A 20,534-nucleotide genomic window follows, 5' to 3' on the forward strand; every position below is an offset into this window, starting at 1 on the left:
CTGAAACCATGAGCCATCTTCTTGATCGACTGACCTTCTTCACGCGCAAGACCGAGACGTTCTCCGACGGCCACGGCATCACGACGACCGAGGACCGGAAGTGGGAGGATTCCTATCGCAAACGCTGGCAGCACGACAAAGTCGTGCGCTCCACCCATGGCGTGAATTGCACCGGTTCGTGCAGCTGGAAAATCTACGTCAAGGGCGGTCTGGTGACCTGGGAAACGCAGCAGACAGATTATCCGCGGACCCGGCCCGACCTGCCCAATCACGAGCCGCGCGGCTGTTCCCGGGGCGCCAGCTATTCCTGGTACATGTATTCGGGCAATCGCCTGAAATACCCGCTGATCCGTTCGCGCCTATTGAAGGCTTGGCGCAAGGCACGCGAGACGATGGCACCGATGGCCGCCTGGCGGTCGATCCAGTCTGACCCGAAGGTCCGGGCGTCCTATGTTTCCAAGCGCGGATCAGGCGGATTTGTACGGGCCGCCTGGGACGAGGTGAACGAGATCATCGCCGCGGCCAACGCTTATACGGCAAAGGAATTCGGGCCGGACCGGGTATTCGGCTTCTCGCCCATCCCGGCGATGTCGATGGTCTCCTACGCTGCCGGCTCGCGCTATCTGTCGCTGCTGGGCGGGGTCTGCATGTCCTTCTATGACTGGTATTGCGATCTGCCGCCGGCCAGCCCGCAGACTTGGGGCGAGCAGACCGATGTTCCGGAATCGGCGGACTGGTATAATGCCGGCTTCCTGCTGATCTGGGGCTCGAATGTCCCGCAAACCCGCACGCCGGACGCGCATTTCTATACCGAGGCGCGCTATCGCGGCACCAAGAGCGCGGTGATCTGCCCGGATTATTCGGAAGCCGCCAAATTCGGCGATATCTGGCTCAACCCGAAACAGGGCACGGATACCGCGCTGGCCATGGCAATGGGTCATGTGATCCTGCGCGAATACCATCTTGACCGGCAGGCCCCGTATTTCGAGCGTTATGCGCGTGAAAATACCGACATGCCCAACCTTGTCCGTCTGGAAGAAAAGGACGGGCGTCTGGTACCGGGCCGGCTGCTGCGCGCGTCGGATTTCGATGATGCGCTGGGCGAAGACAATAATCCGGAATGGAAGACAATCGCCTATGACCGCAAGAGCGGCCGCTATGTGGCGCCGCAAGGCTCGGTCGGATTCCGCTGGGGCGAAAGCGGCAAGTGGAATCTCGAGCAGAAGGACGGCAAGGGAGATGAGGTCGAGCTGGAGCTCTCCTTCATCCTGGACGATCGCCATGACGAGGCGGTGGATGTCGCCTTCCCGTATTTCGGCAACAAGCATCACGACCATTTTGCCGGCACAGATCATCCGGATCTGCTGAGCCGCAAACTACCCGCCCGCCGCGTGAAGCTGGCTGATGGCGAAGCGCTGGTTGTGACCGTGTTCGACCTTCTGTGCGCCAATTACGGCCTCGACCGGGGTCTGGGCGGTAAGCATCTGGCCCAGAGCTATGACGAGGTCGAGCCCTACACGCCGGCCTGGGCCGAGCAGATCACGGGTGTTGACCGTCAGAAAATTATCTCCACGGCGCGAGCCTTCGCCACCAATGCCGAGAAGACCGAGGGCAAGTCCATGGTCATTCTCGGGGCCGGTCTGAACCACTGGTACCACATGGACATGAATTATCGCGGCATCATCAATCTCCTGGTGATGTGCGGGTGTATCGGCCAGTCCGGTGGTGGCTGGGCGCACTATGTCGGCCAGGAAAAACTGCGCCCGCAAACCGGTTGGCAGCCTCTGGCCTTTGCGCTCGACTGGAACCGGCCGCCGCGTCACCAGAACTCGACCTCCTGCTGGTATGCGCACACAGACCAGTGGCGCTATGAAACGCTGGATGTGGCCGAGATTGTTTCGCCCACAGCGCCGGAAGGTGACTGGTCGGGGGCGATGATCGACTGGAATGTCCGCGCCGAGCGCATGGGCTGGCTGCCTTCCGCGCCCCAGCTGCAAACCAATCCGTTCGAGATTGCGAAGGCGGCAGAAGCGGCGGGCAAGGACCCCAAGGATTTTGTCGTGGAAAGCCTGACCAATGGCGATCTGCGCATGTCCTGCGAGGATCCGGACAATCCGTCCAACTGGCCGCGCAATCTGTTCGTCTGGCGCTCCAACCTGCTGGGCTCATCGGGCAAGGGGCACGAATATTTCCTGAAGCACCTGGTCGGCGCGGCAAACGGCGTGATGAGCGAGGAAGCTGATGCTGACCATCGTCCGTCCGAGGTCGACTGGCATGATGAGGCGCCGGAGGGAAAGCTGGACCTTCTGGTGACCATCGATTTCCGCATGTCGACAACGTGTGTCTATTCCGACATCGTTCTGCCGACCGCCACCTGGTACGAGAAGAACGACCTCAACACATCGGACATGCACCCTTTCATCCACCCGCTGACGGCGGCTGTGGACCCGGCCTGGGAAGCGCGCAGCGATTGGGACATCTTCAAGGGGCTGGCGAGGAAGCTGTCGGATATCGCGCCCGAGGAATTGGGCGAGGAAACCGATATTGTCCTGACGCCGATCCTGCATGACACGCCGGGCGAGATTGCCCAGCCCTTTGATGTGAAGGACTGGCGCAAGGGCGAGACCGAAGCGTTGCCCGGCAAGACCATGCCGAATATTGCCGTGGTGAAGCGGAATTATGCCGACCTCTATCGCAAATTCACCTCGCTCGGCCCGCTGATGAATACGCTGGGCAATGGCGGTAAGGGCATCAGCTGGAATACCGACCATGAGGTTCAGAATTTGGCCGCACTGAATGGTGTGGTGCTGGAAGAGGGGGTCTCGAAAGGCCGTCCGAAGATCGAAACCGCCATCGATGCCGCCGAGACGATCCTGATGCTGGCGCCGGAGACGAATGGCGAAGTGGCGGTCAAGGCGTGGGATGCGCTGTCGAAGAATACCGGCCGCGATCACACCCATCTGGCCTTGCCCAAGGAAGACGAGAAGATCCGTTTCCGCGACGTTGTAGCCCAGCCACGCAAGATCATTTCGTCGCCGACCTGGTCAGGGCTGGAGAGCGAGAAGGTCTGTTACAATGCCGGCTATACGAATGTGCATGAGCGTATTCCCTGGCGAACCCTGACCGGGCGACAACAGCTCTATCAGGATCACAAATGGATGCTGGCCTTCGGGGAGGGGCTGTGTGTCTACCGGCCGCCGATTGATACGGCGACGGTGGCTCCGGTCATCAACTCCAAGCCGAATGGCAATCAGCAGGTCGTGCTGAACTTCATCACGCCGCACCAGAAATGGGGCATCCACTCCACCTATACCGACAACCTGCTGATGCTGACTCTGTCGCGGGGCGGCCCGATTGTGTGGTTGTCCGAGGATGACGCGAAAGCTGCCGGCATTGTCGATAATGACTGGGTCGAGGCTTACAATACGAACGGTGCCCTGGTGGCGCGGGCCGTGGTGTCCCAGCGGATCAAGCCGGGCACGCTATTCATGTATCACGCCCAGGAAAAGATCGTGAATGTGCCGGGTTCGGAACTGACCGGACAACGCGGCGGCATCCACAATTCGGTGACCCGGGCGACGCTGAAGCCGACGCACATGATCGGCGGCTACGCCCAGCAATCCTATGGCTTCAACTATTACGGCACGGTCGGTTCGAACCGCGATGAGTTCGTGATCGTCCGCAAGATGGACAAGGTCGACTGGCTTGAAGGGCCGGCTGCCGATGCAATGGAGGCGGCAGAATGAAGATCCGCGCACAAATCGGAAAAGTCCTGAACCTCGACAAATGCATTGGCTGCCACACCTGCTCGGTGACGTGCAAGAATGTGTGGACCAGCCGTGAAGGCGTTGAATACGCTTGGTTCAACAATGTCGAGACAAAGCCCGGCGTCGGCTATCCGAAGGACTGGGAAAACCAGGGCCGCTGGAATGGCGGCTGGACGCGCTCGAAGAATGGCAGCCTTCACCCGAAAATGGGGTCGAAATGGCGGATTCTGGCGAAGATTTTCGCCAATCCGGACCTGCCGCAGATTGATGATTACTACGAGCCCTTCACCTTCGATTACGGGCATTTGCAAAGCGCGCCGGAATCAAAGGCCTTCCCCACGGCACGTCCGCGATCGCTGATTTCCGGCGAACGGATGGAAAAGATCGAATGGGGTCCGAACTGGGAAGAGATCCTGGGCGGTGAATTCTCCAAGCGCTCGGAAGACTACAATTTCGAGGGTGTCCAGAAGGAGATTTACGGCCAGTTCGAAAACACGTTCATGATGTATCTGCCGCGTCTTTGCGAGCACTGCCTAAACCCGACCTGTGCAGCAGCCTGTCCGTCCGGCGCGATCTACAAGCGGGATGAGGATGGGATTGTCCTGATCGACCAGGAGAAATGCCGCGGCTGGCGGATGTGTGTGTCCGGCTGCCCGTACAAGAAAATCTATTTCAACTGGGCCAGCGGCAAATCCGAGAAATGCACCTTCTGCTATCCGCGCATCGAAGTCGGTCAGCCGACCGTTTGCTCGGAAACCTGTGTCGGCCGCATCCGCTATCTCGGCGTTATGCTCTATGATGCCGACCGGATCGAGGAAGCGGCCTCTGCCGAGAACGAGCAGGATCTGTATCAGGCCCAGCTCGACATCTTCCTGGATCCGAACGACCCCGAAGTTCAGGAACAGGCGCGCAAGGATGGCGTGCCCGAGGCTTGGATCGAGGCGGCCAAGCAATCGCCGGTCTACAAGATGGCGATTGACTGGAAAGTGGCATTCCCGCTGCACCCGGAATACCGGACCCTGCCCATGGTCTGGTATGTGCCGCCGCTCTCGCCGATCAAGAATGCGGCCGAGACCGGTGCCATCGAAACCGACAATGGCATGCCCGATGTACGCTCGCTGCGTATCCCGTTGCGCTATCTCGCCAATCTGCTGACAGCGGGTGATGAAGCGCCGGTGGCGCTGGCGCTGGAGCGGATGCTGGCGATGCGGGCCTATATGCGCGCCAAGACAGTGGACGGGGTGGTCGACCCTTCGATTGCCGAGGCTGTCGGGCTCGATCAGGCCCTGATCGAGGACATGTACCAGATCATGGCGATCGCGAACTATGAAGACCGTTTCGTGATCCCGACCTCCCACCGTGAAGAGGCCGAAGAGGCCTTCGATATCCGCGGCGAATGCGGGTTCAGTTTCGGCAATGGCTGTTCGGACGGTTCCAGCAAGACCTCGCTGTTCGGCGGGCCCCGCCGGCGTGCCCAGGTCACCCCGATGGAGAGAAGCTGATGACACGGACATTCAAGGTTCTGGCGGCCCTGCTCAATTATCCGACACAGGAGATCGCCGCAGCTGCCCCGGAATTCGGTCCGGCGCTGGCAGAAGAGGCGCTGATACCGGATCGCCAGATCCGGGTGTTGGAAAAACTGGCAGACCAGCTGGCCGAGCGTGATCTCTATGATCTGCAGGAGCGCTATGTGCAATTGTTCGACCGGTCGCGATCACTGTCGTTGCACCTGTTCGAGCATGTTCACGGCGAAAGCCGGGATCGCGGCCAGGCCATGGTTGATCTCAAGGCGCTCTACGAAGCCCACGGTCTGGAACCGGCCGCCAATGAATTGCCGGATTTCCTGCCGCTCTTTCTGGAGTTCCTTTCGACACAGGCGCTGGACGAAGCCCGCGCCCTTCTGGGCGAAGCGGTTCATGTGACCGATGCCCTGGCCGACCGGCTGAGCAAAAGAGACAGCATCTATGCCAGCGTCTTCCGGGCGCTTGGCAGCCTCGCTGACCGCAATGCCGCGCTGGATGCCTCCGTAGAGACGCCGGCTTCCGAGGACCAGAGCCTCGAAGCGCTCGACAAGGCCTGGGAAGAAGAACAGGTCGTTTTCGGCCCCGACCCCAATGCCGGATGCCCGGTCGCCAAAGACATGCTGGCGGACATGGCGCCGCCCCCACCCCAACACTCTGGCAATGGAGAACCAGGATGATCGACTTCCTCCATACCGCACTGTTCGGGATCTATCCCTATATCTGCCTGTCGGTTCTCGCGATCGGATCGATCATCCGCTACGACCGCGAGCCCTATACCTGGCGGGCGGGCTCGAGCCAGCTCTTGCGCCGGCGTCAGCTGGTGCTGGGATCGGTTCTCTTCCATCTCGGTGTGCTGGTGATTTTCTTTGGCCACCTTGTCGGTTTGCTGACGCCGATCGCCGTGTTTGACGCGCTGGGCATCAGCCATGGTGCCAAGCAATTGCTGGCCATTATCGCTGGCGGTGTTGCCGGCGTTCTGGCGCTGATCGGTGCCAGCCTGCTTTTGCATCGCCGCCTGTTCGATGCCCGTATCCGTTCAACCACCAGCTTCGCCGACATGGCCATATTGCTGCTGCTCTATGCTCAGCTGGTGCTGGGCCTCGGCACGATCGCCGTTTCCATGAACCATCTCGATGGCCATGAAATGGTGACTTTCATGAGCTGGGCGCAGGGCATCTTCACCTTCCGGGCCGATGCGGCACAACACATCGCGCACGCTCACTGGGTCTTCAAACTGCACATCTTCCTGGGGCTGACGATCTTCCTCGTCTTCCCGTTCACAAGGCTGGTGCACATGTTCTCGGCCCCGGTCCGCTATGTGTTCCGCAGCGGATATCAGATCGTGCGTCGCCGCGTGCCGAAGGGGAGCGCGAAATGAGCACCGCCTCCCTGATTTCGAACACGCCTGAAAAGCCGGTTCCCGTCACCGTGAATGGCGAGACCATTCCGGCCGAGGCCATCGCGTCCGAAGCCCAGAACCACACGGCCGACCGGCCGGAGAAAGCCTGGGCGCAAGCAGCAGAAGCGCTGGTGATCCGCGAGGCGCTTTTGCAAAAGGCCCGGGCCATCGGTCTGACACCGCAGCCGGTCAAGGACGGAACAGGGCGTAGCGAGCCGGAAGACGATGCATTGATCCGGCAATTGCTGGAGGCTGAAGTTTCCGTGCCAGAGCCAGATGAAGAGTCCAGCCGCCGCTACTTCGAGCAGAATCGCAAACGGTTCCGGTCTCCGGACCTGTTCGAGGCGTCTCACATCTTGCTGCAGGCCGACAAGCGGGATGCCCTGGCCTATATGCGCGCCCGCAAGGAAGCAGAGGCTCTGATCGCGGCGTTGAAAGACAAGCCGGATCAGTTCGGACGCATGGCCAGGGACCAGTCCGATTGCCCCTCGGCCAGCGAGGACGGGCGGCTGGGGCAGATTTCGGACGGGCAGACCACGCCGTTATTCGAGGCCGCGATCCGCGCGATGCTTCCCGGCGAGATCAGTTCTGTACCGGTGGAGACGCCCTACGGGTTTCACATCATCCGCCTGGATCATGTGGCCGAAGGCGCAGTGCCGGACTTCGAAACGGCACGGCCGCTGGTCGAGGAATTTCTGCGTGATGCCAGCTGGCGGCGCGCCGTATCGCAATTCATTTCGCTGGTGATCGGCGAGGCCAGCATCACCGGTGTGGATCTGAAAGGCGCGTCATCGCCGCTGGTTCAATAGCGGTCCTGTGCGAGGAGACGAGGATGAGAAACATGACTGCCCACTGGACTGGATGTGCCGTGCTGGCGCTGACCGCGATCTGGACCGCGCCGGCACAGGCCGACCCGGAATTCATTCTGGATGCGCGTTTGCGGTCCGAAATGGTGGATCAGGACGGGTTGGCCGAAACGGCCCAGGCCCTGACTCTGCGCACACGGTTCGGGATTGATAGCGGGCCGGATCATGATTTCCGCTTTCTGATCGAAGGCGAGAATGTCTCGCACCTTCTGGGTGATTTCAATTCGACCACGAACGGGAATGCGGCGTATCCGGTGGTCGCGGACCCTGAAGCGACCGAGCTGAACCGGGTCCAGATCGCCTATTCGGGTTTTGAAGGCACCACGCTGACGCTGGGCCGGCAGCGCGTGATCCTGGGCGATGCGCGCTATCTGGGGAATGTCGGTTTCCGCCAGAATGAGCAGACGTTCGATGCTTTCCGGGCGACGCTGCAACAGGTCGAGAATCTGACTGTCAATTATCTTTATCTGGACCGGGTTCACCGGATCTTCGGTGATGATCATCCCGCCGGTGACTGGGATCTCGATGGGCATGTCCTGACCGCCGATTACACCGCACCGGCGGGGCAATTGTCCGGCTTTGCCTATCTGATCGACAATCAGGATGCGATGGTATTGTCGACCGCCATCTATGGCGTGCGCTGGCAGGGACAGATCGCGCAGGAGGGATCGCCCACCTTCACCTATGCGCTGGAATATGCCCACCAGACCGATTACGGAAACAATCCGCTGAGCGTTGATCTCGGCCTGTTCCGCGCCAATGCCAATATTGCCCATAATGGCTGGTCGGCAGGTCTGGGAATCGAGAATCTTGAAGGCGATGGCAGCCGCGGTTTTACAACACCGCTGGCCACGCTTCACGCTTTCCAAGGCTGGGCGGATGTCTTCCTGGTCACACCGGCCAGCGGGTTGCGCGACATCTATGTCCGCGGAGGCTGGAATGTCAGCGAACCGCCCTTCGGCCGAAGTTTGTCGCTTGGCGCCTTCTACCATGATTTCGAAGCTGAGAATGGTGGCGGATCGCTGGGTTCGGAATTCGATGTCGTGGCGACCAGCCGGCTCAACGATGATGTCGTCCTGCAATTGAAGGGCGCATTCTATGACGGTCCTGCCGGAGGTCCGGCGGACCGCAACAAGTTCTGGATTGCGTTGACCTTCACGCGCTGAGAAGAGGAGGCTGGCCAGCCGGGAACGCCATGATCGAGGATCTTCTGGAAAACAATCTGGAGTGGGCTGAAACCAAGACCCGGAATGATCCGGACTTTTTCCAGCGGCTCTCGCGCCAGCAACACCCGGATTATCTGTGGGTCGGATGCTCGGATAGCCGGGTCCCTGCCAATGACATTGTGGGGCTCGATCCGGGCGAATTGTTCGTCCACCGCAATGTGGCCAATCTGGCACCTGCGCAGGATGCGAACTTCCTTTCGGTCCTTCAGTTCGCGGTCGAATATCTGAAGGTGAAGCATATCATTGTCTGCGGGCATTATGGCTGCGGCGGCGTGGCGGCGGCCATGTCCGGGGATCGTCATGGACTGATCGATCACTGGCTGCAGCCGATCCGGGACGTGTCCGACGAGATGGCACCGCATTTGTTGCGGATCAATGATCCGGCGAAGCGCCTGGATGCGTTATGCGAGGCGAATGTCGCCGCGCAGGTGCGATCAGTAGCGTGTAACCCGATCGTCCATGATGCCTGGTCTGCCGGGCAGGATCTGGCCATCCATGGCTGGATCTATGGCATTGGCAATGGCCTGATCCGCAATCTCGGCATCACAGTGCGCAATCGCCGCCAGGTCTCGCGGCAATTCCCCGACCGTCTATCAGTCTGGCTTGGAGCCGAAGCTCACGAATGCAGCAATGCCTGCCGTCATGCGAGTTCGAACTAAGTTTCCCTTCCACCGCCACTCACCCCCGTCTCATCAACAGAGATATTCCCTGATCGGAAATACCCGCGAAGTTCCGCGGGTTAGTCTCTTGTGGGGTCCTGTCAGATTAAACGCCCCGTTATCGGTTTGCCGGTGAAATACCGGCATGAACAAGAACCCCTTTCGCTATTTCAAGACATCGCCGGAAGTCATCCGACTGGCGGTGATGATGTATGTGCGCTTTCCGCTGTCGCTGCGGAATGTCGAGGATCTGCTCCACAAGCGTGGAGTCGACTTGAATCATGAGACGGTGCGCTTCTGGTGGAACCGGTTCGGCCCGATGTTCGCTGCGGAGATCCGGAAAAGGCGCGCCGACCGGCTACGCGCCTGGCCCCAGTGGCAATGGCATCTGGACGAAGTTTTCGTGAAAATTAATGGGATCACACACTATCTCTGGCGGGCAGTTGATCACGAGGGTGAGGTCCTGGAAGCCTATGTGACAAAGCGCCGTGATCGCCATGCAGCATTGAATTTTCTGCGCAAGGCGATGAAGCGATATGGTCAGCCAAAGGCGATCGTGACGGACCGGCTGCGGTCTTACAAAGCTGCGATGAAGGTCATCGGCAATGAGGACAGACAGGACGTCGGGAGGTGGCTCAACAATCGGGCCGAGAACAGCCACTTGCCGTTACGAAGACGGGAACGAGCCATGCTTCGGTTTCGACGAATGCGAAGTCTCCAGAAGTTCGCCGCCGTCCATTGTTCGGTCCACAACCACTTCAATCTCGAACGACACCTCAACCACCGCGACCGGTTCAAGGAGAACCGGCAAATCGCGCTGGATGAATGGCGGGATCTGGCAGCCTGAAGTCCGCTTGTGCTAGAAAACTGAGACCGCTTCGCTTTCGTCTGACAGCACCAGTTGAATGGCGCGAATAGTCCGGCTTCTACGTAGGCAGCACGCAGTGGTGAGGTTAGCCCTTCGGCGGATACGGGTCCTTACCGTAGGTGTTGCGTTCCCGGATTTGCCCATTACGCCCGTGGATCAGCATTTCGCTTCCTTGGTTCTTGGCAATCCCGGTTGCCGACTTGATCGCGGCCGCCTGAGTGGAGTGGACAGAAGTTACTTTGTTGTTTCCGGCTCCTTTGACGGCCCAACCGCCTTCATGCGGAACAACATGCTGATTTTTCTTGGGCATGACGCAATCCATTGCTCTTTTGCATTGACTTTATGTCAACACATGGTAGACAAAATATCATAAAAATAGCGTTTGTAAACCAGCGCGGAAGGGGAAGCGATGCTCGGAGATAGACTGAGGTTGGCCCGAAAAAAGGCCGGGCTGTCGATGCGTGATCTGGCGGCAATCGTGTCGCCGAAGATCAGCGCCCAGGCGATCAGCAAGTATGAGCGCGGCGAGATGATGCCCTCGTCTTCGGTGTTGATCGGCTTGGGCAAGAGTTTGGGCGTCTCGTTGGACTTCCTGATGGGGAGCCAAGTGCACGCGCTAGAGGCCGTGGAATTCAGGAAACATTCTGGGACCTCGGCGAAAGACCGGGCGAGAGCGGAAGCGTTACTCGTAGAGGCTCTAGAGGATTATCTCACCATTGAGGACGTGCTCGATCTGCAGCCGAACAACGATCCGTTTGGAGGGGTTCGATTTGATGAAATCGGTTCCTTTGATGAGGCCGAAGGTGCCGCCGCTGATCTTCGAAAAGCGTGGAGGCTAGGCAACAATCCAATTCCGAGCGTTACCGAACTGCTGGAGGAGCGCGGAATAAAGGTAGTGCGCGAAGACCTGCCGCCGCGGTTTGATGGTCTAACCTGCAGGATAATGCGGGGAGAGGAGCATCCGCCAGCGGAGGCCATTGTCGTGTCGTTACATACCACTGTGGAGCGTGTGCGCTTTAATTTGGCGCATGAACTCGGTCACCGCGTTGTCCTTGGTTGTCGAGCGGGCACCATCGACTACGAAAAGGCCATGCATCGTTTTGCGGCGGCCTTTCTTGTTCCTGCCGATCATCTCCGACAGGAGGTCGGTGATCGCCGTCACGGCATCACCTATCACGAGATAATCGGGCTGAAGCGCTCCTACGGGATATCCGCAGCGGCGATGCTAATCCGTCTCCGCGATACCGGATTGTTGCCGCAGGGCGTCGTAGAGCATGCCTTCCGGACCTATGCTCGAAGATGGCGGACCGATGAGCCCGAGCCAATTGAAGAAGGGCAAGGGTTTGGTGCGTTTGAGCGCCCTGGGCGGTTTCAGGACCTCGTATGGCGGGCCCTGGGTGAGAAACTCATTTCGCCGTCCAGAGCCGCCCAATTTCTGAAGTGCTCAGTAGATCATGTTGAGCGAGAAATTCGGGGGCCGGCAGATCAGTGACTTGCATCATCGTCAACGATGCTTCCTGCCTTATTGACCTTAAGAAGGGGCGGCTCCTTGCGGCTTTCGTACGGCTCCCCTTTGACCTGGTGATACCGCTGACAGTTCGTGAAAGTGAGCTACTCGATTTTACGGAGCTCGAATGGGCGTTGCTTGACGATGCGGGCCTCACAACTATCGACCTGCCTGCCGATGGGGTTCGCCGCGCTCTTGAGATCAGGCAGCTATATCGTCGGCTTTCGGCGAACGATGCATTCTGCCTCGCTACCGCGGAGCAGTTTGACGACCGGGTCCTACTGACCGGGGACCGGTTACTTAGGACTGCTGCCGAAGCTAGTGCGGTAGACGTGCACGGCGTGCTGTGGGTTGTCGACGAGCTCCACCGCCTCGGTATTTGCGGATCGGATGATCTGATAGTCGCGCTGGAGCTGTGGAGGGATGACGGTTCGGTTTTTCTGCCAGCGGCGGAAATCAGAAGGCGTCTCGAACGGCTGAGGGGATAACCTGTTCCAACATTGCTACAATCGACTGTTCCAATTTCCTTTGACCCTTCTGATCTCTATGCAACAATTTCAATATGTTACAAGGATACTGGTCTTGAGCTTCCCTTCCCTCTCTCTCCGCCACTCACCCCGATTTAACCAAATGAAATTTCTTCTGACGGCGGCATCAAGTGGAGCCGGTCTGGCCGCGTGATGCTTTGCTTCAATCCGACTTTGCCCGCCGCCTTTTCCGGAGGATGATAACACCGCCGGCAATGGCGCTTGCGAGCGCCAATGCCGGGATCAGCCAGATAATCCAGTTACGACCGTCCGACCGAAACCCTTCGCCGCGAACGACCTGTGCAAGCTCGGTGGCAACGCGATCAGCCTCATCGGCGGCCCGCACGTCCATTCCCAGAGCGTCGCCGACCAGACCCAGCTGAAAAAAGGACGGGTCGTCGGTTTCGAGACTCAGCGTAATCAGCCGGCCCGAACTGCTGGTCATCGGTTCGATCCGCACGATTTCCAGCGCCTTGAAGCCGTCGGGCTGTTGATCGGCCCAGGGTGAGGAATCGGTAACCCCGACAAAGACAGGCCCGCTGTCCACGCGGACATAGCGCATGCCGTTCCAGCCACCTTGATCCGTCGGACTAAGGTAAAGCTCAACGCCATCCGCATCGACAACGCGGATCTGGGGGCCATAGTGACCACCGCGGTTGGCCAGAAGATGAACACCCAGAATTCCGCGCCTGCCGGGATCGACCTGAAACCAGTCCCAGTCGCCATGCGACAGGCGCACAACCTGGTGAAAGGGCAGCTCGACCTCTCGCGCCGTTTCGGGGGTGTCATTGGGTTCAAAAGCGTCATTCGGCGGCAGGAAATGCGGGCGGACCTGGATCACGGTTTCGCCTTCGCCAGCGGGTCCACCGGAGACGGCGAGCTGGTGACGGCCGGCGGGCAGGACCAGCGTTTGAGCCGGAGCGATGCCGGTGTCGCCGTTGGGGGTGATGAAGACCGCCTGCACCGTCTCCGGGCCAGCGAAGACGGGAAGCTCGACTGCAGCTGCATGATCGAGGTCGATCCGGACCAGCGCTTCGCCTGCGTCGTCCAGCCGAAGAGTTGTGACCTCGCCAGCAACCAGCCTTTGCTGTGCCGCCGTGGAGGCGGAAAGCAGGAGCATAGCCGCAAGGACTGACAACAGGAACCGCATCATCCTTCCTCCGGCTCTGCCGCCTGGACGGCCCGCTCTATTTCGCGCCGCGCGGTGGGCAGATCCACGAGCCCTGCGCCGGCCGCGTCTGCGATACCCCGCACCCGCAGGAGGTCAGCTTCGCCACGTGAACTGCGCCCGATCAATGTCCGGGTGTCGCTGGGTTGGCTGTTGATCCCCCAACGCAAGCCCGAGCTTCGCGTGCGCCCGTAGTAGACGCCGTATTCGCGGGTCTCGAACGAAGCGATGCAGCGTCCGTCCGGCAGGGCGCGTTCGAGATAGGTATGTTCCACCAGCGTGATGCGGTCGAGATGTCGGCCGCCATCGGTGACCTCGACCGAATAACCCTGTCCGGTCGTTGCCCTGCAATCGAATGCGCGTTCCGGAGCCGGCGCAACATTTGGCTCGGGTGGCGACCGATCCGGTGCCCGGTGGCGGCTCAATACCGCTTCGAGATTTCGGATCGAACTGGCGACATTGCCGTCACAGGTTTCAGCGCCATCGGTAAAGCTCGCATAGCGCCATTCGGCGGCGCGAGGATCAGCCTGAGACAGGAAAATGGCGCGCGCCTGATCATGCGCGACCGCGAGAGGCGTACCTTGTCCCGGTTCAATCGAGGTCAGGAAGCTGCGGATCGCTTCCGCGTCCCGGGTAAATGTTCGCGTGGTGAAGGACCCGCAATTTTGGAAGGCCACGGCGGCAAATTCGATGACCTGGTTTGGCGGCAGCGATTCGAATGTCTGGTTGATGCCGGCCCGTGCGTTCGTCATGCGGTCATTCTCGCGCATCGAGCCTGATGCATCGAGAATCACCAGAAGCGAAAGCGCAGGCGGTTCGCCGAGCCGATGCCAAACGTCTTCCCCGCCATCGGTGCCTGCAGGCCCACCGCGGCGCTGGTCCAGATCCGCCCAATACGTTCCGTTCGACCACTGATCTGGCGGGGCAATGGCAGCCGGCGTGGCCGGATCGGCATCGAGGGCCTGACCGGTCAGGCCCACTGTAATCTGGATGTCGCCGTTGGAGTCCTGCAGCGATGCTGCTTCCTCCACGTCGAACTGCGCGCGCCAGCGGCGCCCCTCGCCGCTAACCGTGGCGTTTGATCCGCCGACGCGAATTGTCGGAGCGTCGTCCAGTGGCATGGAAAATTCCAGACGCATCCGGCCGGTACCGCTGGCCGGCACAGCGCGGGCTTCCGTTATGTCCAGAATTCGTGACTCATAGTCCAGCGTTCCCAACGTGAGATTGCGTACCCCTTCATAATCGGGTCCGCTGGTCCATTCCGCGCCATAGATGTTCTGGCCGTCGGCGCGAACCTCGATGGATTCCAGGACCACCGGAATACGGTCATACAACAGGACGGTTTCACGGTCCGGCTCAGACCCGGGGCTCTCGGGATCCCCGTCGGTCCAAGCGCCGCGCTCAGACTGGACATAAACCTCGAGGGTTTGCGGGCCACGAAGGGCATCAAAGGCATCCCCGTCCGCGATCACGCGCTCGCCGCGCCAACGGCGGCGGCTGGTCCAACGGCCTTCCAGAGGCTCGCCGCCAAGGCTAATGATCTGACCTTCAGCATCCCGATCGATATCTTCATCAAAGGTAAGCTCAATTGTCAGCCGTGCGCCCGGTTGCACGGGCCGGAAGGCTGTCTCCGCGTCTCCGGAAGCATTCTCCTCGGTGGGCTCGAACAGCCAGCCGGCTTCTTCGTCCAGGCGGGAGGGTGGTTCGGGCAATGTTGTGAAGTAGACCGGCTGATCCTCGCCATGCGCGGTAACTTCTACCCGCGTCAGACGCGGTGGCCTGACTTCCCGCCGGATCACGAACCGTCCGGCACTGAGCTGTCCGGGGTCGTCAGCCGCGTCGCCGGCGCGCGTAATGAATACATGACTGTCGCTGAAACCCCCGGTGCTTATTGCCGATTCCCGGAAGGCCAGCTGGTCGAATTCCGCTTCCACACGAAACCGGATGCGGGTGTCTGACCAGGACAGAATTTCTGTGAGCGGGATGGCGGAATCGGGCGTCAAGCCGATCGCCAGATGCCCCGTGCTGTCTCCGAAATGCCGCCCACGTATTTCCAGAGTATCCCGCGTGTTTTCGATGACGGCCACGACACTCGCGGCCAGGAGGTCTTCTTCGTCGCGCGCGTCGATTACCGGCGTCCGGTCGCACCAGTTCGCGACGGATTGGTAAGAGAGCTGGGCGTCATCCATCGCGAAAGAGCGAGATTCGTCTGCTGCGAAATCCCACGGGACATAACCGGGGTGCAGAATGTCGATCCGGTCGCCGCCGAAGTGTGGCGCTGCCCAGCCCTCTGATGCCAGGCGGCAAAGCGGTTCGGTTCGCTCTCGCGAGCCGTTGAGTATTACAGACGAATACTCCTCCACGTCCGGGCCGTCCCCGCGCGCCTCTTCGTAAAGCCTTTGAGCCATTATTCTGCAGGTGGCGCGATCGGAGTCCTCTGATGAGCCGCGAAGTGAGTCGAGCAGTTCCTCGGAGCGCCGACAGAAATAGTCTGCATGAGAGCGATTGTAGAAACCGAAAATTGTCTCCGCATCGCGCCCTCGTGGATCGGAATCCGGAAGGGTTGTCAGATCGCCCGGCTCCAGATAGCTGGCGATCGGATACGTGTCGCCGGTTGGAACGCCTGACAAAGCACCCATCCCTCCCTGGGCGAGGTCAATGCCGTTGGCATTGCGGTAAGCCGCCAGCCGGGCCTGGACGTAGATGCGCGTCAGCGAGAAGGTGTCATTGCGCGTGTATACCAGACCCCGCAGTTCCGGCGGCAGCGCATTTCGTGACCCCTGGCCGGATGACTCCGCCGTGTAGACACCGATCCGCACCAACGCCTGCGACAGGGTGGCGATGCCGCCTGCCGCGATGAATTCGGGCCCCATGCCTGCCACCATGGATTCATTCGTTGCCCAGGTGTCAAAACAGTGATCGCCAAGCGATTCACCGGCGGCTGGGCTAAGCGCGACATCATCGATGCCGTAGCCGGCAGAGTTTTGTCCGAAAGCGGCGATCACTTCGCGATAGCCTGCGGTCGAACAGGCCAGCAATTCGCGGCGTTGACGTTGAACCGGCAAAGCGGTTTCCGAATTGTATTCCAGCAGATGTCCGGCGACGTCGAGCCTCGCAGCATAACGCAAACGCATCATGTCCCATGCGCGGTAATCGCCGACACCGGGATGGGTTTCTTCTTCATTCGCGTGGCGCCAGACGGGGATGTAGATGGATGCCGCCGGCACTTCGAAGTCTTCGTCGACCAGTCCGACGGCCTGCCTCAACGAGGTTAGCGCCCGCGCCGTGAGATTGGTGATGGTCTCCGTTGCCCCGACTTCCGGCGATGAGAGGGCGTCAGGAACGTGGGTCACGGATTGATGGCCGTGAATGATGCCTGTAAAGCCTCCCGCCAACAGCGCTCGGGTCGGATCCCATCCAATGCCGTTGGCGTTGTATTCCGGAGAACCCCAGCGTTCGAACATGTGCCCCATTGCCCACCGGTCCTGCAGAAAATGCTGAGCATAGGCCTCGTAGGCCAGCGCCTCATGTTCGGCTTCCCGGATAACGTCGCGATAGGCCTCGAGGTTGGCGGGGTCCCCGGAAATTCGGCTGCGGAGCAGCCTCGCGCGCGCGGCGAGGGATAACGCCGTCTGATGCAGTTGAAGATAGGAACGTGTTGCCTGGGAACCGAAATGGGAGGCGTTGAACCCCCCGCCTTGCCAATAAGTGTAGTTGTGACAATCGCCGGGCACGCCTGCGGGCATTGCTCCGCCCGGTGCCGGCGGACAGTGCGTATTGCGGTTGATCCAGTCATACATTGTGTAACTGAAATCGGGAACGCCTGCGAAATTGGCAGGACCCGGCAGGCGACGCTGGGGAAGACCCATCACGTCATCGGGATCCCAGGAAGACCCCGGTCGTTCGGCAATTTCGGGCCGGAAATAGCCTGTCGCGAGGTCGAGGACGAACAGATCATCGTCCGCCGAGAAATTCCATGGCGAGCGGGGCGCCGCGCGATCCAGCGCGGTCTGCGCCAGCCACGCATGTTCGTTTTCCCGGCAATTATCCAGAGTGCTGCCATGGCAGTAATAGATGGCGTGCCACTTGTCGCGATCGGCGACATGGCCCGAAAACTCGCCGATCCGTGCCGCATCCTTTGTGTCATGGGCGCTGGCAAACACGGCGATACCGATAACGGCCGCCATCTTTGCGATGCGGAGCGAGTATGATTTCAGCTTCGCTAGTCCTGTTGCGGTGTGCACCATGCATCCTCCGCAACGAAAATCCGTTCAAACGCATCGACAGCTGCATCCAGGTCTCCACCGGCCTGTCCGGCGTATCGATCGAGACAGGCTTGCGGGCATTCGGCCTGGGCCACGCAGGCGCGCAGGCGAGTGGCCCGCTCGGTTGCGTTGGCGTCATCCGGCGGCCCGAGACAGGTAAAAACCGTGTCCATGCAAAGCCCCCATTGGGCGATCGGGTCGTCCAGCTCCGGATATGCAACCAGGGAGATGGCCGGGCCGGTGCCGTCAGAGCCATGACCCGCTGGAACGGGTGCGAGCAAAACTTCGCAGTCCGGTGTTGAGGGATCACACTCCGGATCCGCTGTGTAGCTACCTTCCGCCCATAGATCGTCCGGCGGAGCATCTGCTGATGGAAAATACAGGAGCAGCCCGGCAATGGCCGCGCTGAGCACAATCAGCACGGCAAGGCCCGCAAGTATGCGAAGCCGCCAGCCACTACGCCGCGCAGGTGGCGTGCTGTTGGCTTCCGGTGTCTTTTCCCCTGTCTTCATTTACACCCCGGTGAATGAAGGCGGTTGATAGCGTAACAGGAAAATGGCGTTTTGACAGCCAGACGAAGAAAGCAGGCTAATGATGCTCTTCCGGTATCCGCTTTGATTACGGAATATTGCTGTTCCAAGTTGGATTATCAGAAACAGCACGTCTTTGGTGGGCCTTTCGCCAGTCCGGTTAAATGAGAAAGAATCCACGTCGAAAAATGAAGTGTTCTCTACTGAGACCCCTTCGCTTTCGTCTGGCAGCACCGCCACTTTTCTGATCTCATCGACAGGGTTTTTTCTTGTTCAGAAAGACCCGCGAAGTGCCACCAATTTGCAGCGGGTGGTGATGCGGATATCTGAGGTGCTGCCGGGAATAAGCGGCCCCATTCAGGCCGCCCGGTTTTCGGTTGATGGCAACCTTGCGATAACCCGCGGCATTGCGCATGCTCCCCTGGGGAGAGGCCGATGATCCTGGCAAATTTGGCAAAAGCCGTCCGTGAGCAGAACTGGTTTGCTGTGGCGATCGAATTCGTGATCGTCATTGCGGGTGTTGCGATCGGCTTCCAGATCCAGGGCTGGAATGCGGAGAGGGAGGAGAGAACGGCAGAGGCGGAGCTGCTCGGCCGGCTCCACGCCGAATTCTCAACCAATCTCGCGCGAATTGATGAACGCACCTTCTACCTGTCGATTTTATCAAGCGGTGAAGAGCTGTTCTCGCAGATCACCGAAGCCAGAGACAGTGGCGATGAAACCATAATGGCTGCCGGATCCACGCTGAGAGTATTCCTGTTCGCGCCGACCTTCGAGGCGGACACGCCTGTCCTGGACGGCCTGATCAGCCGGGGTCAATTGGAAATCATCGAGGATCGAAGCATCCAGAACGTTCTGGCTACCTGGGAACGGGAATTGCGCGATTACACAGCATTTGCGGAGCGGGCACGTCGATATTCGGATGAATTATTGCTGCCCGCCTTGTCCGTCCGGGGCGATGTCGGTGACATTCTGATGGCCGCTGATACTCAAAGTCTCGATGATCCCGCGCGCCAGGTTTATGTCCAGATCCGCATCGATGCCGAGCTCAGGGGAATTGTTGCCGGCCGATATTCTGCCGCTCGCAGTGCTCAGCGTAAATTCGATCTGCTTCGCTCTGCCGCTATCGACGTCATTGACGCGATAGAGCGTCAATTACCGTCAACAGTCCGGCCCTGACAGCGCCTGTTTCGCGAATACAGGCAGTGCGAAATCAAGCTGGTTGAGCGTTTGTTTGCCGGGAACACCCGGGCCACCATCGCATGGAATTTCGCTTTGCGATGACTGCCCTGTGCATTCACGCAATTCCGGTTTTGTTTTTTCGGGAATTCCGGCTTTCTCGCCTTGCGGCATGCTGTCCAGACACGATGCTGAGCTGGAGGCCGACCATGCATGCGACAAAAACCGTCTTTATCCTGGCCGGGTTTTGGCTGTTAACCATGGGCGCCACGGAAGCATTCCAGCAATCGGCTATCCCGACAGGTCCGTCGAACGGCGGTTTCGGGTTTGAGTGCACGACGCATACTTCGCCCGCTGAGTGCACCTGCCTTGGCGATGAGGATTGTGACGCTATGGCGGCCCTGAATGTTTGCGAACAGATTCCGATTGTTAGCGATGGTGAGCACCGTTGGGTGGATGCCATGATTTGTAACCGTCATCCCAGCGGTGAACTGGTCGAGCCCACAAGCTGCCATTGTGACGCACAAGTTAGACGGGATCTTGGCTGGCGCGAGCTGTATCGCATCGATTCCGCTTTCGAGAATGCCCCTCGCGCCGATGATGTCGTAAGGTCCGGTAATCGGGATAGTGAGGTCGTTCCCGCTCGACGCGGAACTGCAGATCAGGTTCGCGGCGAAGCTCCACAAGCTCAGCCATCACGCCGCACCCGTCGTGATCACCGGGACGACAATTAGGATACAGGGTAGTGTTGAATGGCATTGTCAGAAGAAACGCGTTGTTAGCGGGCTGTTCGCCAGCCTGGTGACATCAGAAAGAACCCACTTCGCCAATTCAAACGACCTCCAGTAAGACCACGTCGCTTTCGTCCGGCAGACCGCCACTATTCCGGTTTCATCAATATGGATTTTCCCGGATCGGCCTGATGCCGGTTCTGAAATGACGGTCGGGTCTGAACGCGATCAGCCTCGCCAACATTGCTCGCGCGTGCCAGAGTCGGCTTCACAGGGATCAAGGATGGGGCGAGCAATGCGGAATTTTGCCTGGACGACG

At 59.8% G+C, this 20,534-nt stretch carries 16 protein-coding genes; 12 read left to right on the plus strand and 4 right to left on the minus strand.

Going from position 1 to position 20,534, the window contains the following annotated elements; all coding sequences use genetic code 11:
• Positions 1–8 precede the first annotated feature (8 nt).
• The 8 genes from V0U79_RS04960 to V0U79_RS04995 all read left to right on the plus strand — a co-directional run bounded on the left by V0U79_RS04960 (position 9) and on the right by V0U79_RS04995 (position 10,287).
• Complete coding sequence (locus V0U79_RS04960) at positions 9–3,746, plus strand: nitrate reductase subunit alpha (protein WP_330198371.1); 3,738 nt, start codon at positions 9–11, stop codon at positions 3,744–3,746.
• Positions 3,743–5,269 carry a nitrate reductase subunit beta gene (gene narH / locus V0U79_RS04965; protein ID WP_330198372.1) on the plus strand — a complete coding sequence of 509 codons (1,527 nt, stop codon included), beginning with the start codon at positions 3,743–3,745 and terminating at the stop codon, positions 5,267–5,269. The genes V0U79_RS04960 and narH overlap by 4 nt, the downstream gene beginning before the upstream one ends.
• Positions 5,269–5,967, plus strand: a complete 699-nt coding sequence (gene narJ / locus V0U79_RS04970) for a nitrate reductase molybdenum cofactor assembly chaperone (RefSeq protein WP_330198373.1) — start codon at positions 5,269–5,271, stop codon at positions 5,965–5,967. The genes narH and narJ overlap by 1 nt, the downstream gene beginning before the upstream one ends.
• Positions 5,964–6,668, plus strand: coding sequence for a respiratory nitrate reductase subunit gamma (gene narI, locus V0U79_RS04975; RefSeq protein WP_330198374.1), 705 nt, complete (start codon positions 5,964–5,966; stop codon positions 6,666–6,668). Before narJ ends, narI begins: the two co-directional genes overlap by 4 nt.
• The gene (locus V0U79_RS04980; protein ID WP_330198375.1) at positions 6,665–7,498 is read left to right on the plus strand and encodes a peptidylprolyl isomerase; all 834 of its coding nucleotides are present in this window, start codon (positions 6,665–6,667) and stop codon (positions 7,496–7,498) included. The genes narI and V0U79_RS04980 overlap by 4 nt, the downstream gene beginning before the upstream one ends.
• 23 nt (positions 7,499–7,521) lie before the next feature.
• Positions 7,522–8,721, plus strand: coding sequence for a hypothetical protein (locus V0U79_RS04985; RefSeq protein ID WP_330198376.1), 1,200 nt, complete (start codon positions 7,522–7,524; stop codon positions 8,719–8,721).
• 29 nt (positions 8,722–8,750) lie between these two features.
• Complete coding sequence (locus V0U79_RS04990; protein ID WP_330198377.1) at positions 8,751–9,440, plus strand: carbonic anhydrase; 690 nt, start codon at positions 8,751–8,753, stop codon at positions 9,438–9,440.
• A gap of 145 nt (positions 9,441–9,585) precedes the next feature.
• Positions 9,586–10,287 carry an IS6 family transposase gene (locus V0U79_RS04995; protein ID WP_330198378.1) on the plus strand — a complete coding sequence of 234 codons (702 nt, stop codon included), beginning with the start codon at positions 9,586–9,588 and terminating at the stop codon, positions 10,285–10,287.
• Positions 10,288–10,393: 106 nt separating this feature from the next.
• Here the strand turns inward: V0U79_RS04995 and V0U79_RS05000 are convergent, their stop codons facing one another.
• Entirely contained in the window at positions 10,394–10,618 is a 225-nt protein-coding gene (locus tag V0U79_RS05000; protein ID WP_330198379.1) for a DUF2188 domain-containing protein, read from the minus strand.
• A 99-nt stretch (positions 10,619–10,717) separates the two neighbouring features.
• On the opposite strand from V0U79_RS05000, the gene V0U79_RS05005 reads away from it, so the two are divergent.
• Together V0U79_RS05005 and V0U79_RS05010 are read left to right on the plus strand one after the other, a co-directional pair.
• Positions 10,718–11,800, plus strand: a complete 1,083-nt coding sequence (locus V0U79_RS05005; protein ID WP_330198380.1) for a helix-turn-helix domain-containing protein — start codon at positions 10,718–10,720, stop codon at positions 11,798–11,800.
• The gene (locus V0U79_RS05010) at positions 11,797–12,303 is read left to right on the plus strand and encodes a PIN domain-containing protein (RefSeq protein ID WP_330198381.1); all 507 of its coding nucleotides are present in this window, start codon (positions 11,797–11,799) and stop codon (positions 12,301–12,303) included. Before V0U79_RS05005 ends, V0U79_RS05010 begins: the two co-directional genes overlap by 4 nt.
• Positions 12,304–12,505: 202 nt before the next feature.
• Here V0U79_RS05010 and V0U79_RS05015 read toward each other — a convergent pair whose 3' ends face one another.
• From V0U79_RS05015 to V0U79_RS05025, 3 genes are read right to left on the minus strand one after another with little or no spacing between them, the layout of a single operon-like run.
• Positions 12,506–13,495 carry a cytochrome c-type biogenesis protein gene (locus V0U79_RS05015; protein ID WP_330198382.1) on the minus strand — a complete coding sequence of 330 codons (990 nt, stop codon included), beginning with the start codon at positions 13,493–13,495 and terminating at the stop codon, positions 12,506–12,508.
• Positions 13,492–17,697, minus strand: coding sequence for a VWA domain-containing protein (locus V0U79_RS05020; RefSeq protein ID WP_330198383.1), 4,206 nt, complete (start codon positions 17,695–17,697; stop codon positions 13,492–13,494). The genes V0U79_RS05015 and V0U79_RS05020 overlap by 4 nt, the downstream gene beginning before the upstream one ends.
• A gap of 35 nt (positions 17,698–17,732) precedes the next feature.
• Positions 17,733–18,287 (minus strand): hypothetical protein, encoded by a 555-nt coding sequence (locus V0U79_RS05025; RefSeq protein ID WP_330198384.1) that lies wholly within the window; start codon positions 18,285–18,287, stop codon positions 17,733–17,735.
• Positions 18,288–18,740: 453 nt separating this feature from the next.
• On the opposite strand from V0U79_RS05025, the gene V0U79_RS05030 reads away from it, so the two are divergent.
• The gene (locus V0U79_RS05030; protein ID WP_330198385.1) at positions 18,741–19,484 is read left to right on the plus strand and encodes a hypothetical protein; all 744 of its coding nucleotides are present in this window, start codon (positions 18,741–18,743) and stop codon (positions 19,482–19,484) included.
• A gap of 83 nt (positions 19,485–19,567) precedes the next feature.
• Positions 19,568–20,218, plus strand: a complete 651-nt coding sequence (locus V0U79_RS05035) for a hypothetical protein (protein WP_330198386.1) — start codon at positions 19,568–19,570, stop codon at positions 20,216–20,218.
• Positions 20,219–20,534 lie beyond the last annotated feature (316 nt).

This window comes from Hyphobacterium lacteum (assembly GCF_036330345.1).
GTDB classification, from domain to species: Bacteria; Pseudomonadota; Alphaproteobacteria; order Caulobacterales; family Maricaulaceae; genus Hyphobacterium; species Hyphobacterium lacteum.

What these genes read in the sequence shown, in the direction of transcription:
- V0U79_RS04960 (WP_330198371.1), top strand. Translation starts at nt 9, where the DNA reads ATGAGCCATCTTCTTGATCGACTGACCTTCTTCACGCGCAAGACCGAG.
- narH (WP_330198372.1), top strand. Translation starts at nt 3,743, where the DNA reads ATGAAGATCCGCGCACAAATCGGAAAAGTCCTGAACCTCGACAAATGC.
- narJ (WP_330198373.1), top strand. Translation starts at nt 5,269, where the DNA reads ATGACACGGACATTCAAGGTTCTGGCGGCCCTGCTCAATTATCCGACA.
- narI (WP_330198374.1), top strand. Translation starts at nt 5,964, where the DNA reads ATGATCGACTTCCTCCATACCGCACTGTTCGGGATCTATCCCTATATC.
- V0U79_RS04980 (WP_330198375.1), top strand. Translation starts at nt 6,665, where the DNA reads ATGAGCACCGCCTCCCTGATTTCGAACACGCCTGAAAAGCCGGTTCCC.
- V0U79_RS04985 (WP_330198376.1), top strand. Translation starts at nt 7,522, where the DNA reads ATGAGAAACATGACTGCCCACTGGACTGGATGTGCCGTGCTGGCGCTG.
- V0U79_RS04990 (WP_330198377.1), top strand. Translation starts at nt 8,751, where the DNA reads ATGATCGAGGATCTTCTGGAAAACAATCTGGAGTGGGCTGAAACCAAG.
- V0U79_RS04995 (WP_330198378.1), top strand. Translation starts at nt 9,586, where the DNA reads ATGAACAAGAACCCCTTTCGCTATTTCAAGACATCGCCGGAAGTCATC.
- V0U79_RS05000 (WP_330198379.1), bottom strand. Translation starts at nt 10,618, where the DNA reads ATGCCCAAGAAAAATCAGCATGTTGTTCCGCATGAAGGCGGTTGGGCC.
- V0U79_RS05005 (WP_330198380.1), top strand. Translation starts at nt 10,718, where the DNA reads ATGCTCGGAGATAGACTGAGGTTGGCCCGAAAAAAGGCCGGGCTGTCG.
- V0U79_RS05015 (WP_330198382.1), bottom strand. Translation starts at nt 13,495, where the DNA reads ATGATGCGGTTCCTGTTGTCAGTCCTTGCGGCTATGCTCCTGCTTTCC.
- V0U79_RS05020 (WP_330198383.1), bottom strand. Translation starts at nt 17,697, where the DNA reads ATGGCGGCCGTTATCGGTATCGCCGTGTTTGCCAGCGCCCATGACACA.
- V0U79_RS05025 (WP_330198384.1), bottom strand. Translation starts at nt 18,287, where the DNA reads ATGAAGACAGGGGAAAAGACACCGGAAGCCAACAGCACGCCACCTGCG.
- V0U79_RS05030 (WP_330198385.1), top strand. Translation starts at nt 18,741, where the DNA reads ATGATCCTGGCAAATTTGGCAAAAGCCGTCCGTGAGCAGAACTGGTTT.
- V0U79_RS05035 (WP_330198386.1), top strand. Translation starts at nt 19,568, where the DNA reads ATGGAATTTCGCTTTGCGATGACTGCCCTGTGCATTCACGCAATTCCG.